This window comes from Legionella qingyii, from assembly GCF_003990155.1.
In the GTDB taxonomy this organism is placed as follows: domain Bacteria; phylum Pseudomonadota; class Gammaproteobacteria; order Legionellales; family Legionellaceae; genus Legionella; species Legionella qingyii.
The window spans coordinates 61,539-77,833 of sequence record NZ_RZGX01000020.1; the positions used below are offsets into that span (position 1 = coordinate 61,539).

Sequence of the window (16,295 nt, forward strand, 5' to 3'; positions counted from 1 at the left end):
TTTTCAGATGTTAAATAGATTGACATCGATACATCATCTCTTTAGCATGGGCAAAAACTAAGCGCAATGAGGGATATATGTTGGGATTGATAAGTTTAGAGGATATCTGGTACGTATTAAATGATGAGAATGATCCGGATGATTCTTCATTTTTTTCTTATAAAAGAGCGCGATTTATTGAGCTGTATAAAAAACGTCCTGGATTTTTTCAACCCTACCAAGACGGTAAAGAGGTTCTTGGTGGTGCGCTAGCACCGGTTGTGCATCCCTTGGCGTTTGCTTCTTTGGGTATACTGGGAGTGGTTGTAGGTGTAATTTCTCCACTGGTAAGCGTTGGAGGCTTGATTGTTGGGCTGGGGGCTGCTGCGTTTGGAAATACAAAGCTTTATGATTCATCTCTTGAGGCTGCATCCACATTTTTGTATTTAACCGGCTATTCGCTTGTAGTCGCCGCGGCGAGTCTTTTACTTGCTGCTCTTAGCATTCCATGCGCTTTAGTTACTCTTGGTACTCGTGGTTTTGCTTCTGTCGGTGCTAACGTACTTGAATGTATGAATAATATGGAGACTACTACGGAAGTTCAAACAAGTATGTTGAAATAAAAATTCCATTTTATATTTAAAGAATGATGGGGCACTGAAATGCGGATAATTTTATGCTTTATTTAATTGGCGAAAAAGAAGTAAATTTCATTCTGGATGGACAGACTTTTGAGGAACTCACTCGTCGAGCAATTAACACATACAGAGACCGCCCAGGTTTTTTCACTCCATATAAAAATAGGTATGAATTTATAGGCGAGTTAATTGCTCCGGGCATATACCCATTCGCAGGCATAGTTACTGCTGGATTTTCTGTATATGCTGCAGCTCTTGCAGCAGTTATTTGTATTGGAGCTTTGCTTGTTGCCGCTGGCAGTGCATTATTTAGAGCTCCAAAACTCAGTGATGACGCACTGCAATTTGCCGGTTTTATGTTATGTTTTGCGGGAGTTGCTCTTCTTACAGCGGCTGTGGGCGCTTTATTAGCGATCATTAGTTTTCCTCACAGCCTAGTCTCTGTTGTTACTCGTTCTGCTGCTTCAATCAATGCATTAATTTCAGGTAAAGCTATTGATGCACCAGCAGTATACGATGCTGCTGAAGCGGATGCCAATACAGAGGAGTGTGTTTTCCGATGCATTTAGATAAAAACTGTCTGAGGCCAGCGCATTCTATTTTTATTGATTAAATAAAAGGTCACCCTAAGGAGCTTTTCATCTGATTGGTTTGTTGTCGTTCCAAATAATTCGCTAACATTTTTAATTCCATTTTAATGCGTTTGATTTTATCTTTTAATTTATTTTCTATATCTCGATGGTTTTTAAGATCCCGAGTTATCGCTTCCCTTTTTTCTTGCTGTTGGGTAATAAAGTTAAGCCAATTGATTTCAGCTACTGGATTAATGTTAAGAGAATTCGTGCTCGTTTGATTAATGTGCTCTTCAATTTGTTGAATTTGCTGTTTGAGCTCTTGATTCTTACATTGCGTTGTATATAAATTCAAGTCCAGCTCAAGGAGTTGCCTGTTTAATTTATCTATTAGGGAAGTTAGTGACTGATTCATTATGAGCTTATAGTTCAATTTCGATTAATTTCATCAGGACTTACGAAAAACCCCAATCTCTTTGTTAAAAAATGTTTTTAATTCGGTCATTTAGTCTATCTAAACTCCCTCATTAAAAACATTTTTTGCCTCGACCTTGAGATTTTTCGTAAGTCCTGTTCATACGTTCGTATATTCCGCTTGTATTAATAAACTGAAGATTACTTTTTTTTCATAGAATTCATTTAAAATACAAATGCTGATTAAATCAAACTTAAAAAATTAATACAACTGGATGAAAAAGGTTATTGGTCTGATTGTTAATTGCTCATCATAGTTGATGTTGTTAGAATTCGCGTACTTACAATCTGTATTTATAAAAGGTTTTACTTAATGAAAGAGATTACTCTAACTGCAATATTTGAAGGAACAATCTACAGTATTGAACAACCTAATACGCATTTGCACCAGGTTTTATTTAAAGATTGTAAGGGGGTGCGTATTAACTCAGCTGAGCAGGTTGACCTAAATAAAGATGCTACTCATTTTAAAATGGGTTTTAATGGATGTGGTGTTGACTATGGTGTAAAAGGACTTTTATTCGGAGCAGGTGTAAAACAGCAAAGCGATCAACTTGTAGCGGTGGTTAAAAAGTTAATTAAAGAAGGCTATAAGGTAAAGTTAAATTGTATTGGTTTAAGTCGAGGTGGGATTGCGGCAATCATGGCAGCTATAAAGTTAGCCCACGTTGATGGTTTTCACTTGGAAACAAATTTACTTCTTTTAGATCCTGTACCGGGTAATTTATTTTATGTTCCTTTTTTAGATTTCTTCAATTATACCTTGACCAATAATGCAATTAATTTATCTAGCTCTAAAAATTTAAATTACGTTGAGACGCTCTATCCTTATCTTGAAGTTGGTGATGATACTGAAGAATGGGTGGATCGCGTTCTCGCAAAATTCCATATACCAATCAGACCTACTTATCCGCAACATTGTCAGGTTAGAGAGGAGGTTATTTTAGGAGCACATTTAAAAGCGTTCCAGGATGTTAATAAGGAGAATGATGCTGTTCATTTACGCTATGGGGTTGATGTAATTCCTATAATCAGGAAGCTGAGTAAAGCAATTATGTATCAGTTCCTGGAAAGGGTAGGTAGCTTGGTAGGAGCAGGAGAGAATGTAGAGCAATCTGAGATCATCAATGAATTTCAACGTGAAGGAGCGCAATGGAAGCGTATTTTAGCTGAAATTATCGCCAGTATTATCCCTAAAAGTAGATTATTGCATTCTCAGGATCAGTCTAGGATTACGGTCTCGAATTCAGCAAAATATCTAAATAAGACACATCGTGAGCTGATTGATAAGGACTCTCAGGATCCAGAGGAACTTTGCTTAAAAGTAGAGCCAGAGAGAAATTATTTGGAAAAGAAGAAAGCGCCACTAACAAAAAATGTATTGCTGGATTTGATTGAATTTATCCACAGTAAAATGACTAATGTAAGTAGACAAAGTTCAAAAGGCAAGTTATTAACTAAGATTAAAGATGGTATTGATGTTGAAAACGATGATTTCTTTACTGACGAGCGTTTGAGTTTTATTCTTAGAGATATTCTCGCAGTTGCATTACAACGTGATCGATATAGCTATAGTTTTTACAGCACAACCACTTCTGGACTCGCATTGGTCAATGCATTAAATCAACGCAAATTTATTGCAATTAAAGAGCTACTACAATTTGATGATAAACCAATTGAATACTCGGATTTGACTACTTATGTTTTGGGCCGAAATGATCCAGCACATTTTAATAGTCAAGATAAGAACGTAAATCTTATTCAACTCGCGGAACATTCGCCTGGAGAAGATGGATATGCACTGTTAATTTAGATTGCTATGCGCTCTTTTATGAGCGTGCAGATAGCCAATCAATCAGGTAGTAGTTATAAAAACAATCAGGGACAGTATGCTAAAAAAATCAAAGGAAAAAAATAAAACAGATATCCATTACCATGAAGGCGAACGACTCATAAATATTCTTTTTGTAACGGCTATTTTCATTTGTTTCGTCACAACAGGGTACATCTCATGTTTCAGTGGCTAAAAGAATGGTGGTACCAACGCATCATACGTCATTCACCTATAACCGATGACCAATGGAATGGCGTGTTTCAAAATTTGCATTTGCTAAAACGCTTGAGCGAAGAGGAAAAAATAAAGCTTAAGCGATTAGCCATTTTGTTTCTTTACTATAAGTCACTGGAAGGGGGTGGAGGTCTGCAAATAACGACTGCGATGCAATTAAATATTGCGCTACAAGCATGTCTTCTAATTTTGAATCTTGGTCTCGATTGGTATGATGATTGGGTTTCAGTTGTGATATATCCCGATGCCTACTCGCATGTAAGCAAGACAATCGATGAGTTTGGTATAGAACATTTAGGCAGGTCCAACTTAAGTGGAGAGTCGTGGCAGCACGGCCCCGTCATTATTTCTTGGAATGATGCATTACATCATGGTGGAGCGAATGGGCGTAATGTAATAGTTCATGAATTTGCTCATAAATTGGATATGCAAAATGGCAGGGCGAATGGATTTCCCCCACTTCATAAAGGAATGTCAGCAAAACATTGGTCTGAAGCGTTTAACAATGGATATGACGATTTGATAAGCCGTATCCAAAAAAATGATCCCATTCCAATTGATCCCTATGCGGCTACATCACCAGCCGAATTTTTTGCAGTATTTTCTGAATTATTTTTTGAAAATCCGCAAGTAATCAGACAATACTATCCTGACATTTATGATTTACTCACTCAATTTTATCGTCAAGATCCACTTGGAACGGATGGTTTTTAGCCTGGGTGAAGGGCGAAGCTGCAACTGGAGATTTAACAACCACTCCCGGATCCCACTTCGTTTCACCCAGTTTTGATAATTACCAACTGAATGTATATCGTGTCTCTCTCGAGCTCCATCCATCAGTAATGTGAACTTCGAGCTGTCGTTCAGAGATCAGATTAAACTCGATTAATGAACCCCAATAAGGATTATGAAATTCAAAGCCTTGTTTTGTTTGTCCTGTTGTGAGCTTGCAAGAAACTTGCCGAGGTTCAGGAGCTCCAAGACCGTCACCATAACTTAAATCCAATTGAGTAGATCCCTGTGACTTACCTGCAGAAGCTACTTCATTCAACCAGTTACACTCGATTTTAGCCGATTGAGCGTGTTGATTTTTGAGCTTTAAACAGCTTCTATGTGTACTGATGCATGGCTTGGCAAAACACGCACCAGCTACTAAACCCATTAAAAGAAAAGTATAGAATTTTATCATTTATTATGCCTATCAGTTTGGGTGAGATGTTTTTATCATCGTTATTGAAGTGTTGTCAATGGTTTAAAAAGTTACTATTTATTGAAAAACCAGAAAATAAGCGTAATGATTAGACTAATTAAAATGCATGCAGTAATAGGAAAATAAAAGGTAAAGTTGCATTTCTTAATGATGATATCACCAGGTAATTTACATAAACCTATTTTTTTATAAGTGGCCCAAAAAAAATACCAATTATTAGCAAAATAATGGCTATGATACAGCCTAACCCATGCTTGGCTAGATTACTTTAACCAAGCACATATTCAGATTCATTGATTAATCATAGATTGGGTAAATTCAGTAGGCTTTCCGTATCCCTATTCGATATACATATTTGTGAGGGAAGCTCATATTTATGCTCCAACCCTGTCGAAGGAATCTCGCGAGGAAAAAGCCTATTTCTACTTTGCACAGGAGGTACAGACGAACGCTCAGCATGTACCTCCTGTGATGGAGGCAAGTATCCTATCAGTAATCGAGAACTGGAATTAGGTTCTTTTTCCTGAACAGGTTTTTCTTTCTGGAAGTAAGCTTTTAATTCACTTACTCCAAGTCTAATAAGGTCTAATCCATATATGGGTGCATTGATAATGGCTAGGGTAGCTAATTTAATACCCAGGAGAGTGAATGAAGCTGCAAGGAAAAGGAGTACATCGGTAATTATTACCAATTTAGCGGCTGGAGATACTATCAAAAATACGGGTACCAAAAGAACAGTCAGTGGACGTGTGATAAAAATTGCGCCCAGTTTATTGAAAAAGCCTTCTGGCAATGGGCTAATGATGCTCTTTACAATAGCCTTAGCCTGTAATTGCATCTTAGTAAAAACACCGGGGTAGTTTTCATCATTGGTTCTCGTTTGCTCAGTATTTCTTTTATAATTCTCAATTTCTTTTGCAAACTGTTCTCCAGCAAAAAGATTGAATAACCAATTATTAATACCATCAGCTAAAGAAGTAAGCTTAAGGATTAAAAAGCCAGTGATTATCAAGCTGACTTCTGCGAGAATTAAACCGATATTAATTATCCATGATGCGGTATTAGCCAGCGAGCGAAAAGGCTGATAATAACGTTGGTAAAGTAAAAAATGATACAAAAATAGTTCATTAATTTTCTTCCATAAAGCTTCGCCTGCTTCAAAAGGATCCGCTTCAAAATTGCCAAGTAAATTATCTTCCTTATAACGATTGGATATTATTTTAAAAATCTCATCTGTTATATTATGCTTCTTTAGACGTTCGTGCAGTTTGGGCTGGGATTGTTCTATCTTATCAGGATGAAAGACTAAAGCTAATTTTTTAAATAAAGCCTTTTGCTCTTCTTTTTCGACCGAACTAAATGCCTTATCAACGTGTTTTTCGATCTGAATTAACAAAGCTGCATTATCAGATGTCTTAGGTGGTTTATCTTTTAAATCCTCAGCAATTGCATTAATCAAATCTGAAGTAATTTGACCTAGATTACTCATTGTCCTCTACTTGTAAATGGAAATAATCAAATTGAACTATGAAAAATCATAGTGACCTTATATTGGTTGCATTATGGCAAAAAAGAAGGATACAAATCCAGTGATATTTTAGCAGCTCCTTTGAGAGCGGTTATTGACGAACGATTTGATTAAACACCATTTTTAGATAATCCTGGCTGTATTCACAACCAGGATTTGAAATTATTTTTAATGTGTTGTTTAAAGAGGCAATTAATAAACAAGAGGCTCTGCGTTTGGAATTGCGCTCTCTTGTTCCGAGCGCAGTATCTTGGCTTCTTCTTGAGCCAAGCTTGCCTCATAACGTAACAACTCACTTGTTTTAAAGAATCGACGCGATTGATAACAAGTCTTTTGACGTTCTTCTTTTTCAATCCGCTCAATAACAGGTTCAGTTTCGCGGAACTCCTGTTCCGTTAAAGCAACTTGTTCTCTTGACGTTTTATCCAGGTAGGATGCAAGATCGAGCTTAGTCTGTTCAATAAATTGTGTTATGAGATGTATTCTGGTTACATCCAGCTTTTCTTTATGATCTTTTAAAGCATCAAGATACTCAGTTTCTTTCTTGCGAATAGGAACCAGAGATTTTTCTAACTTCTCGATTTTCTCATTAATTCCGTCAATTGAGCTTTCATTTGTTTCGTTAAGAAACCACAATTTCAACTTTTCCAAATTGGAGTAGTTTTTTACACCCCCATTTTCAATTTCCCTTTCCTTTGCACTGATTTGTTCTTTAATTTTATTGATACTATCTTGAGTTTCCTTAAGCTCTTGATTTTTAATTGTTTGCTGCTGGAGAAGAGAAAATAAGGGGCCATCAGGTATTTTGCCAAAAATCACTTGCAATCGATTTAGGTCCACAGGATTTTTTTTCCAATCCCATCCTTTCATTTCATCAACATATTCCATTTTTTGTCGAATTAAATCAGGTAGTTCGCGGCGATCAATATTCGACTCATTCCAATCAAGAGTTGAAAGTGCTTTTAATCTGAATAGCTTTTTAAAATCGGCTTGTTTTCGTTCTGGAAGAGCTTCAATAGCTGTTTCATCAGCTAACTTGAGAAGAGCGTCCTTATTCTCATCAAGGGTAGATTGAGCCGTTTTGAGTTTTTTTCGTTCTGACTCTACTCGTGCTAGAAATGAGGATTGATATCCAGTAAATCCCTCTTGTAAAGGAGCATCTTCAACTTGCAGTTCTATATAAGATTGAATCCCATCCGTGCCATTTTGAATACGAATTTTTTTGGGGTCTACTTTTAGTAAAGCAGCAAATTGGGACTTCTTTTGCGAAAATAGGCTTTCCTGAACATCTTGAATAAGCCCATCATCTTTACCCAATTCTTCTATGGAGCGTGCAAGTTGTTTTTGTAATGCATTAATTTGATTTAAATAGGGCTGATACGCTTTATATGTGCTAAAGCGTTCAGTTGCTTCATATAATTCATGAATAATATGACTTGGATTATCCTTGCTTTGATTACTTATTCTTAGTAACTCCTTTTTCAGGTGTTCCCAAGTAGGATCATTGGTTTTAAAAAAATAAGGCGAGGTTCTTGTCAACTGTTTACGAAAGGCGGCAATCTGATGTTCTGAAACCACTTTATCGTGACAATTTTGTCTAAAATCAAGATCACAATGTGGGGCATTATTTAATGAGTCAATAGCATCAAGTGCATCATTAATTACCTTTCGAGGTGATGAGTGACTTATTGAGAATAAATATTTATCTTTTAAAATGACTTTATGTTGTTGAAGCGCAGTATAAAGATCACGAATTATATTTTGATCCTGAGGCGAATCGATTAAGTTATGAGCCAAGTTATAAATCTCCAATGCTGCATTCTTGGCTTCAGTTCGTTCAAAAATTGCATGGAGCGGAACTGGATTTTCTATTACCCAAGCAAATTCATTGACTAAATATTCGGCTAATTTTTTCATAATTTCTGCATCGTATCCCGTTTGCAGCTCATCTAAATTGGCATCTTCTGGTAAACCTAAATTTCGATAAAGAGTCGAAAAACTAAGGATTAAGCCCTGCATTTTAAATTGTTCAACCAGCGAAAATTTCTTAAAATCAGAGCAATGGCTTAGAATTAAAGGTTTCATATTGGCCAATAATCCCTGAATTTGATCACTATCGGCGTCTTTTAATTTATTTTGATAAAAGTTAATGATGCTTGCAGCAACTTCTTGTTGCTCATCTCCGTGCAGTACTTTATTTTTTTGTTCGATGAGTTTGTCAATTACATTTCTGACTATTTCGGGTACAAAGTATGAATTTTGTGATGTATTCTTAGGGAAAAATACTTTTATCGCATTTGGACAAACAGCACAAAACTCCCCAATCAAATTGGGCAATATTTGTTTGCTTTGTGCTAATTGTAGTTGTTTTCTCGCTTCATCTGAGGGGTTGGTATACTCAAGAACTGCCCCTGCTTTATCAGCAATCACAGTTTCAAGGTTTTGGTGCATTAACGCCTTTTTTCCCGCAGTAAATTCTTTGCTATTTTGGTGCAGCTTCGTTTGAATATTTAATTCCTGGAGGAAATCTAATTCTTTTAAATACTTAAATCTTAGAGATTGCTCGCTACTCATATGAGCTTTTGCGGCTTTTGCTGCCCATTTTTCTTCGCGAGCAGACTCCCAAATTTTGCTCGCTGATTTTTTAAACTGAGCAATACTTTCATATAGAGAAGCCTCAGATACACTTGCATCCTGCGAACGAGTCAATTCACTCAAAAGCATTTCACGCCATTGATAGAGCTCATATAGCATTTTAGGATCATCAGGATAGAGCTCGAGGAGCAGGCTTTCCCACGATTCAATTTGAAGCATCAAAATTTGTTGTGCTTCGTCAATAGCTTGAGTGTATGTTCTGTCGACAGTAGCTTGTAACTTGATTTTATCTCGTACCGCCTCTATTGTATGTTCATTAATACGTTGACGAGTCCAAGGGAACACATAGTAAAAAAACTTATTGAGTAAATCCTCTGGTGGTTTTACTTGATAAATTGGTAACCATTCACCAGGTTTTCCATTACGAGCAGCGCGACCAGCAATTTGGGTAGTCATTCTTTCGGTATCAGGATAAGTTTGAATCACAAATAAACCTTTAGGATGATCTCCTGTATTGATGTCTATCCCTTTTGCAAGCATTGCAGTACCTACAGTAATGGTATTGGCTTGGCCTGCTTGCTTAATGATTTTATCCAACTCAGCAGAAGATTCCTTGCCAGTAATAATCTGGATTTTGAACCCTTGCTCTTCATAGATTTTTAAGCTGTTACCAATGGCCTGTGCTTCATCAAAATCTTCATTAACGATAAGAATGGGTTGAGTTTGCGTGTGACTCCACTTTTCAATGGCGTTTTTTCTTTGCACAATGAGCGTTTCATCATAGGGGAGAATTGTTTCATCAGGATTGATTTCCATCGTCGGCTTGGTGACAGGGCGCTTAATCTTTTTAAACGTTTCATGTATTGCCTTGATGGTTTCACTCCGATCAAAGGTAAAAATAGGCGGATGGTTTATGCGTTTGTCGCCTGCATAAGGCGCTACACTGATTGCCTGAGTTCCCAGTGAGGTAGCTAAACTTTCCAGCTCGGCTTTATCTCCCGGAGTAGCTGAGATTCCAAGCAGACGTCCTAATGTTTGTTGGAAAAACTTGATTAATCCTCGTGCAGATTGGCTACCAAGCACTGAGGGAACTGTGTCAATGCAAATATACTGAGCTTGATCTTTACGCTCTGCTTTTAAGCGAGCTTGTAATGCCTGTTGCACAGATTCAGTAAAAATTGAGCCTGTCTTAGGAGTACTACGAATTAGAGGGACACAGGCGATTTTCTTGGTAATTTCTTGACCAGCTTCATTTTTCTCATTAATAGGCTGCATTATGAAATGCTTGTTTTCAACTAGAGTTGCGGCGATACAGCTCGCATGAATCCATTGTTTCAGCTGAGTATTACTCGATGCCATCAAATAATTTTGTTTTTCAACATCACCATTAAATTGCTCATTGATTTGCTTGTTGAGAAATAGTCGGAATTGGTCCAAATCTTCATCTTCATCCCAGGCGGGGTTAAGGTTACGAAATCCTGGAAGATTAATGAATTGATATGCAAGTGGATAAATCCACTGTGCAGGATTGTTCGTATTAGCAGCTTCGACTTCTGCAACGAGTTTATAAAGCGTTACTTGATCTAACAGTGCATCGTCACATTCATCCAAAACAATATGGACTGGACCATCAGTTTCAAGTTGTTTTTCCACTTGCGCTATCTTTGCTGCCAAGTGGAAACTGGCCATATCCTCAACTGTAGAGCAGTTAATTCCATTCGGTATGAATGATTCGATGGGGCTATTACTTTGGATTAGCGCGGATTTAATTCCCAGAAAATTAAAAAATGGCTCACAGCTGTTTTCATAATCTCGAATCAGTAGGGTTGGGTTGGCCGTCCATTGAACCACTGTACCACCTTGTGCCCATTGTAGAACAGAAAGCATAGGCGTATTGATACTTTTTCCTTCGCCTGTTTTGATGCGCATTAATAAATTAGATGATGGATCTTCTAGGGCGAGCAATAGAACAAGTATTTGTGTTGTATTTGGAAATAAACCCGTAGTTCGGAAATAGATTTCTCTTAAATGCGCTAAGAGTTCCAAATGAGTTACTTCTCGTTGTTCTGGGCTTAGTTTTTGCGAACGCAATTGTTGCAGTAAGGTGCTGGCTTTTTCTTTTAAATCATGACGCGAGCAAGCGGTTAATCCTTTTAAACCGGTAAAATCACCAGGATTTAGCGGATCGGTATAGCCTAATGTTTCTATATATGTTAATTGTCTTGCAAGCTTCATTTGTAATGAGTGAGGTAAATCTTCTTCATGAAGCAAATCTTGCAAATTAATTAAGGCATCTTTTATTCGATCTGTTGCAAATTGTTTAGCCAAATCCCTTTTTTCACCGGTTTTAGCAAAAGGGTTCGTGTCAAAGCTTAGATAATAGGCATTAATTTTTTCGGAATCATGTGCGATTAGAGCCGAGTTGAGGCTTTGTGCATTAGGGTAGGGAGGAGTAGTAAATAATTTCAGGACTTGATCTACATCAGCAGGTAAACGCCGTTTTAATCCTTTGGTGATTTCCAATAATGCAGGTAAATTTACGGTAGAATCTTTTTTGCTTTTAGCTAAGCCGGTCAAAATCGTAGCTACTTTTGCTCTCTTCTCTGCTGGATTGATTTCAGCCAATTGTTCGAGGATATGAGGGTAAGTACTCAGATTTTGGTTGTTATCCTGTGAGATTCTATTGAGTAATGCAATACAAAGTTCAGGTTGATCTATATTATTAGTCAAGAATAATTGGGTCTTTTCAACCATTTCTTGAATGAGTCCTGAATTGGTCGTGGATAGTCCTGCTAAAATTTGAATAATTTGCTTGATAATTAATGATTTGATCTGTTCCGGAAGATCTGATTTTTTGAATTTATTTAATACCGCAAGTGGGAACGGCGAAGTGCTTTTCAAATTATGGGCCATGCTCATTTTGAAGAACATAATTTGAGTTTCTGGCTCAAGATCCTGTAAATTAAAAAGCTCAACCAAGCCATCGATTGCCCGTTCAATTGCAACACCATCCGCACCAGGATGTTCCTCTAAAGTTTCGGTTGTCAGTTTTAAATAAAGATCCAGTTTCTCTGAATCGCTTTTAATTAGCTTATTAACTAGAGTATGCTTTTGTTTATAATCTAAGCGAGCAAGAGTCCCCGTGCTAAGTTGTTTGTAGATTTTAATGAATTGTTGAGGCAGCCGATCATTGATCTCAATCAGTAAGTTGAGATAATTTGCTATCGACTCAATTTTGTTTTTATAACTTTGCAGTGCTTGGTCAGCGGGAGCATTTTCATCGATTAAAGCCGCTTCATCAAGGATGCTTTTTTCAAATTCAGGATCTTGGGTATTTAACTGCTGTAATGTTTTTTTCAAAGCAGGTAATACTTTTTTCTGGATTAGTTCCTCTTTGAAGAAGAACGTTAAAGAATGCGTCTCATTAAAAGAATCCATCCAGGATAGACAGGTATCCAAATCCAAGTCGTTGACAATCTTTTTATTCAGGGGATTGTCAAAGAAAGATTTCATTTGAGACAAAAACAGATTATGTACGGGGCCTAAAACAGCGGCAAACGCTTTATTTGTGGTTTGATCTGTAGCTTTTCTTTTTCCTGTGAGCAGGAAACTTAAAATATATTCCCCTTTTGTCCCTCCAAGGAAGAGACTATACATCCCTTCGAGTAATGCAGGTTTTTTTTCTTCAAAAAATCGAAGTTTTTCAATTACCTCTGGAAACTGAGGATTGGGCCCTTGTAGCAGGTTAACTAACTCTTCAACTGCATCAAAAAGTGGTATGAGTTCTCGATTCAGTTGATCGCGTAATTGCTGAGGAACAATGAAATTTTGTAGGTTTTGCTGTAATGCGGCTTTGAGTATATCTATTTTAAATACAGCACTTCTTTTTTTAATTGCATCAACTAAAGCATCAACAATTAAATCATCGAGCTTGGAAATATCTCCATTACCGAGGACACAGCCAGGAAAAGGATTATTTTCAATGATAAGTGCTTTTAACCATGTTTCCTGTTTTTCTAAAGTTTTACACTCAGGAGGGATGTTATCTTCTGAATTCGCAAGTACCTCCAGCAGTGCTTGAATTTGTTCTGCTTTAGGTAGTGCTTGTGACTTTGAGATATTGATTTGACTTAAAATACTTAATACGGTGCTCTGAAAGGGCTCTCCCTTTCTATCTTTTATCCTTTGAAATCTGAGTAACAATTGACCAATTTGATCTTGGCTTAAATCAGCCTCATCGAGTTTTGCGAATAATTTGATGATCTCTGGGGATAAGTCCTGACGATTCTTTTGCAGCATCGCAGTAAAGGATGCAGTAACTTCCAGAGTGAATTGCTCTATTTCGGGTGGAGCAGTTTTTTGAATACGCTCTTGCAGTGTATTGAGTAATTCAAACCCTTCATTTTCCAAACACGCTACCAGTGGAGCAATGAAATCATCTTTGAGGTTTTTATTAGGAAATTCTTTTTTAAAATCAATACATTGCCTTATTAATGTATTAATTTGCATCAATGAAGGGCTGGGTTTGAATTTAAAACACCGTGAGAAGGCCTGCAGTAAATCAGTACGATCGTTTGAATCCAGCCCTTGTAATGAATGAATACAGTGATTTAAAGTTTCTTTCCATTGTGCAGCACTCAGGGCAGCATTATTTGCAAAAGAACATGTTAAAATGAACGTTAATTGATTTTTCTGAACTGAAGTCCAGGAAGCAAGTTTTTCAATTTCACGAAGTTGATCCTGGATGTCAGTTAATCTTATTTCTGACTTCCAATGTTGGCCCATATATCTAAATAGCCAGGGTTTTAGTTCATAGGGTTCTTTGTCGATTTGCTGATAAATGAGTTCGGGATCCGTTATGGTATCCTCTGGCTTTTCAATCTGCATACAGGCGGCAACTTGATTAAATTGCTCTGAAGCTGGTTTTTGCAACATGGCATAATGTACGCCTGTTGCCCCCCAATTAAGTTCCGATAGAGAGAGGCACTGTTCTTGTGGATTCTTAGCATGTTCTATTACATCCAATACCCGATTTAATGTAATGAGAAAATGTCCCTTGTGACGAATCGGACATGGATTAGGCAGCGTAAGACTTTTTTCTGCAATGCGTGGGAGAAGGATTTGAGTATAGGCATCAAAAAAGGTATTAAAATCAAAACTGTTCCTGTCGTACTCTAGATGCGCATTAACCAGCGTATTCCACCATTCTTTTTGTTCTGAGGGGAGTTGGGTCAGTTTTTGCAGATTTTTAATCCCTCGCGTACTCAAAAGTGAATTTTGTACCTCAGGATTTTTAAGAAACTCAAGGTCAATTTTTTTATTCAAACAGGCATTAAGCAGTCTGACCAATAAATTAGTGTGTGCTTCACCTCCAAGTACATATTGCTTACAAAGTAATGGAATAATGAATTCATCATGTTGCGTAGGGGAGAGCGATCCATTTGATTTATACAATTGAAGTAAAAACGTTTTGATTTCATTTTCATATGCAGGGACGAGGCGAAGCAGCGTGTTTTTTTGATCAGGTGAATACTTGGTTTCCAAAAGCATAGAAAGAGTATGTTGTGGAAGATGAGGTAATAGCGCCGTTACTTCCTCAACTGAAGGTAACGTAAACGATTCTTGTGTTTTGAGTACAGGAGCTAAAGCAGAGGGGAGTTTTCTTGGTGCATCAGTATAACAAAGCGCTTTTTTGTCTTTGTTAATATAAAATCCTTTAGGAAGATTGCCTGGGATAATACCATCACGAAAGGCATAACTATGTTCTTTTATTAAGGGAAGCGCCGATTCTTGCAGGTTGTCAATCCCTAATGCCTTGAGTTGTTTGATTAATTCAAGTAGCTCTGTAGACTCAATCGGTATCGTGATGAGATCAGGGCTTCCCACATGTTCAATCTGATCGGGATGAATCGCTTCCTGGACACTTGGAGGGGGGGGGAGAAGGATGCTTTTTTGAATTTGGATGCGCGCACGGACAGCAGGGGATTTAGAACTTAACGCATACTTTAATGGGTTAATTTTCGGTTCGCTGGATGTATTTTTAAGTAAGGTTTCTGCTGTTTTATTTAATGCTGTTCGACGCGCATGAAGTGCGAGTCTATTTGATGCTTGTTGGTTTTCTGGAATTTTAAAAATAAAGAGGCGCTTACGATCATCGTTAATAAAGTTGATCAGGCTATCAATATCATGTTCAGCGAATTGTTTTGAATCAAGCTCAATTTCTAAGGGAGTGTAGTTTATTTCAGTTTCGTATGCAGCAATGAGATTTTCTAGTAAGGATTGAATGTATTTATTTTGTGAATATTGTCGCACAGCAAAACTCCTAGAATCAAAGCAAATAAATAAAAGAATACATCTTTATTATTAACAGGAGATTAAGCATTAAAGATGCAATGAATATTTTTTATTTCACAAATGGTGAAGCGTATTATAATGAGAGAAAATGAATGTATACAATGCGGTGTGTAAATAAGTTATTCATTGGATCTTTTTCATCATCTGCATTTTCCTTTATCCTGCATTAACTCCATATATGTGGTGCTCATTTACTTCACAAAAGCTCCATTCTTCGAAACAAAGATAACTTGCACTAAAACAAAATCTAAAGATCCCTTTTTTATTCGTTCTTTAAGAACTGCGCGTATTAACTTTCTGTAAATTAAGTAGCTTAAAAAATTAATTTCTCATTATTTTCGATTATAAAATAAACTTATTTAACAAAAGTGAAAAATTTACTTGACAGATCTTGGGCAGCTCATTAAACTGCGAACCTAATTTTGGGGTTATAGCTCAGCTGGGAGAGCGCTTGCATGGCATGCAAGAGGTCGGCGGTTCGATCCCGCCTAGCTCCACCATCAACATCTTTGATGTTGATGGAGAAAACGTTCAAGGTCCCCATCGTCTAGCGGCCTAGGACACTGCCCTTTCACGGCGGTAACAGGGGTTCGAACCCCCTTGGGGACGCCATTATTGGTGTTGAAGTTTAGTAGTAAAAAATATAAAATAAAGATCCAGGTCCCCATCGTCTAGCGGCCTAGGACACTGCCCTTTCACGGCGGTAACAGGGGTTCGAACCCCCTTGGGGACGCCACATCAATGATAATTCAATCATTTGGCTCTTCCCCAAATCAGGGGGCACTAATCAAGAACACAAAACTTTAACCCTTAACCTATAATTTTCAAAATTTCTAAATCCATAAGCACGTCTTTGAATCAGCTTCATCTTCCTATG

The 16,295-nt window shown here is 37.3% G+C and carries 10 protein-coding genes and 3 tRNA genes; 7 read left to right on the top strand and 6 right to left on the bottom strand.

Features of this window, described 5'->3' with window-relative positions:
• Positions 1–77 precede the first annotated feature (77 nt).
• Together ELY20_RS13835 and ELY20_RS13840 are read left to right on the top strand one after the other, a co-directional pair.
• A complete protein-coding gene (locus ELY20_RS13835; RefSeq protein ID WP_110143348.1) occupies positions 78–602 on the top strand; it encodes a hypothetical protein in 525 nt (174 codons plus the stop codon).
• A gap of 53 nt (positions 603–655) precedes the next feature.
• Positions 656–1,186 carry a hypothetical protein gene (locus ELY20_RS13840; protein WP_110143349.1) on the top strand — a complete coding sequence of 177 codons (531 nt, stop codon included), beginning with the start codon at positions 656–658 and terminating at the stop codon, positions 1,184–1,186.
• 52 nt (positions 1,187–1,238) lie between these two features.
• Here the strand turns inward: ELY20_RS13840 and ELY20_RS13845 are convergent, their stop codons facing one another.
• A complete protein-coding gene (locus ELY20_RS13845) occupies positions 1,239–1,604 on the bottom strand; it encodes a hypothetical protein (protein ID WP_110143350.1) in 366 nt (121 codons plus the stop codon).
• Positions 1,605–1,976: 372 nt separating this feature from the next.
• Here ELY20_RS13845 and ELY20_RS13855 point away from each other — a divergent pair, with 372 nt between their 5' ends.
• Positions 1,977–3,476 (top strand): hypothetical protein, encoded by a 1,500-nt coding sequence (locus ELY20_RS13855; RefSeq protein WP_110143351.1) that lies wholly within the window; start codon positions 1,977–1,979, stop codon positions 3,474–3,476.
• Between the two features lie 198 nt (positions 3,477–3,674).
• A complete protein-coding gene (locus tag ELY20_RS13860) occupies positions 3,675–4,445 on the top strand; it encodes a M90 family metallopeptidase (RefSeq protein WP_110143352.1) in 771 nt (256 codons plus the stop codon).
• Between the two features lie 79 nt (positions 4,446–4,524).
• On the opposite strand, the gene ELY20_RS13865 is transcribed toward ELY20_RS13860, so the two are convergent.
• The 4 genes from ELY20_RS13865 to ELY20_RS13880 all read right to left on the bottom strand — a co-directional run bounded on the left by ELY20_RS13865 (position 4,525) and on the right by ELY20_RS13880 (position 15,376).
• Positions 4,525–4,920, bottom strand: coding sequence for a hypothetical protein (locus tag ELY20_RS13865; protein WP_110143353.1), 396 nt, complete (start codon positions 4,918–4,920; stop codon positions 4,525–4,527).
• Between the two features lie 74 nt (positions 4,921–4,994).
• Positions 4,995–5,183 carry a DUF2905 domain-containing protein gene (locus ELY20_RS17120; RefSeq protein WP_325049873.1) on the bottom strand — a complete coding sequence of 63 codons (189 nt, stop codon included), beginning with the start codon at positions 5,181–5,183 and terminating at the stop codon, positions 4,995–4,997.
• A gap of 59 nt (positions 5,184–5,242) precedes the next feature.
• Positions 5,243–6,430: a PDDEXK family nuclease gene (locus ELY20_RS13875; protein ID WP_110143354.1), complete on the bottom strand. Its 1,188-nt coding sequence runs from the start codon at positions 6,428–6,430 to the stop codon at positions 5,243–5,245.
• A 231-nt stretch (positions 6,431–6,661) separates the two neighbouring features.
• Complete coding sequence (locus ELY20_RS13880) at positions 6,662–15,376, bottom strand: helicase-related protein (RefSeq protein ID WP_110143355.1); 8,715 nt, start codon at positions 15,374–15,376, stop codon at positions 6,662–6,664.
• A 466-nt stretch (positions 15,377–15,842) separates the two neighbouring features.
• Between ELY20_RS13880 and ELY20_RS13885 the strand changes: the two genes are divergently transcribed.
• The 3 genes from ELY20_RS13885 (at position 15,843) to ELY20_RS13895 (ending at position 16,154) form a co-directional block, all read left to right on the top strand.
• Positions 15,843–15,918 (top strand) — tRNA-Ala (locus ELY20_RS13885).
• Positions 15,919–15,954: 36 nt separating this feature from the next.
• Positions 15,955–16,030, top strand: a tRNA-Glu gene (locus tag ELY20_RS13890).
• A gap of 48 nt (positions 16,031–16,078) precedes the next feature.
• A tRNA-Glu gene (locus ELY20_RS13895) sits at positions 16,079–16,154 on the top strand.
• A gap of 51 nt (positions 16,155–16,205) precedes the next feature.
• Here ELY20_RS13895 and ELY20_RS13900 read toward each other — a convergent pair.
• Positions 16,206–16,295, bottom strand: a 90-nt coding sequence (locus ELY20_RS13900; protein WP_131775223.1) for a transposase, incomplete at its 5' end; no start/stop codon positions are given.

Bases quoted from the DNA above. Each gene is read 5' to 3' on its own strand.
- ELY20_RS13875 (WP_110143354.1), bottom strand. From the start codon at position 6,430: ATGAGTAATCTAGGTCAAATTACTTCAGATTTGATTAATGCAATTGCT.
- ELY20_RS13840 (WP_110143349.1), top strand. From the start codon at position 656: ATGCTTTATTTAATTGGCGAAAAAGAAGTAAATTTCATTCTGGATGGA.
- ELY20_RS13835 (WP_110143348.1), top strand. From the start codon at position 78: ATGTTGGGATTGATAAGTTTAGAGGATATCTGGTACGTATTAAATGAT.
- ELY20_RS13860 (WP_110143352.1), top strand. From the start codon at position 3,675: ATGTTTCAGTGGCTAAAAGAATGGTGGTACCAACGCATCATACGTCAT.
- ELY20_RS13865 (WP_110143353.1), bottom strand. From the start codon at position 4,920: ATGATAAAATTCTATACTTTTCTTTTAATGGGTTTAGTAGCTGGTGCG.
- ELY20_RS13855 (WP_110143351.1), top strand. From the start codon at position 1,977: ATGAAAGAGATTACTCTAACTGCAATATTTGAAGGAACAATCTACAGT.
- ELY20_RS13845 (WP_110143350.1), bottom strand. From the start codon at position 1,604: ATGAATCAGTCACTAACTTCCCTAATAGATAAATTAAACAGGCAACTC.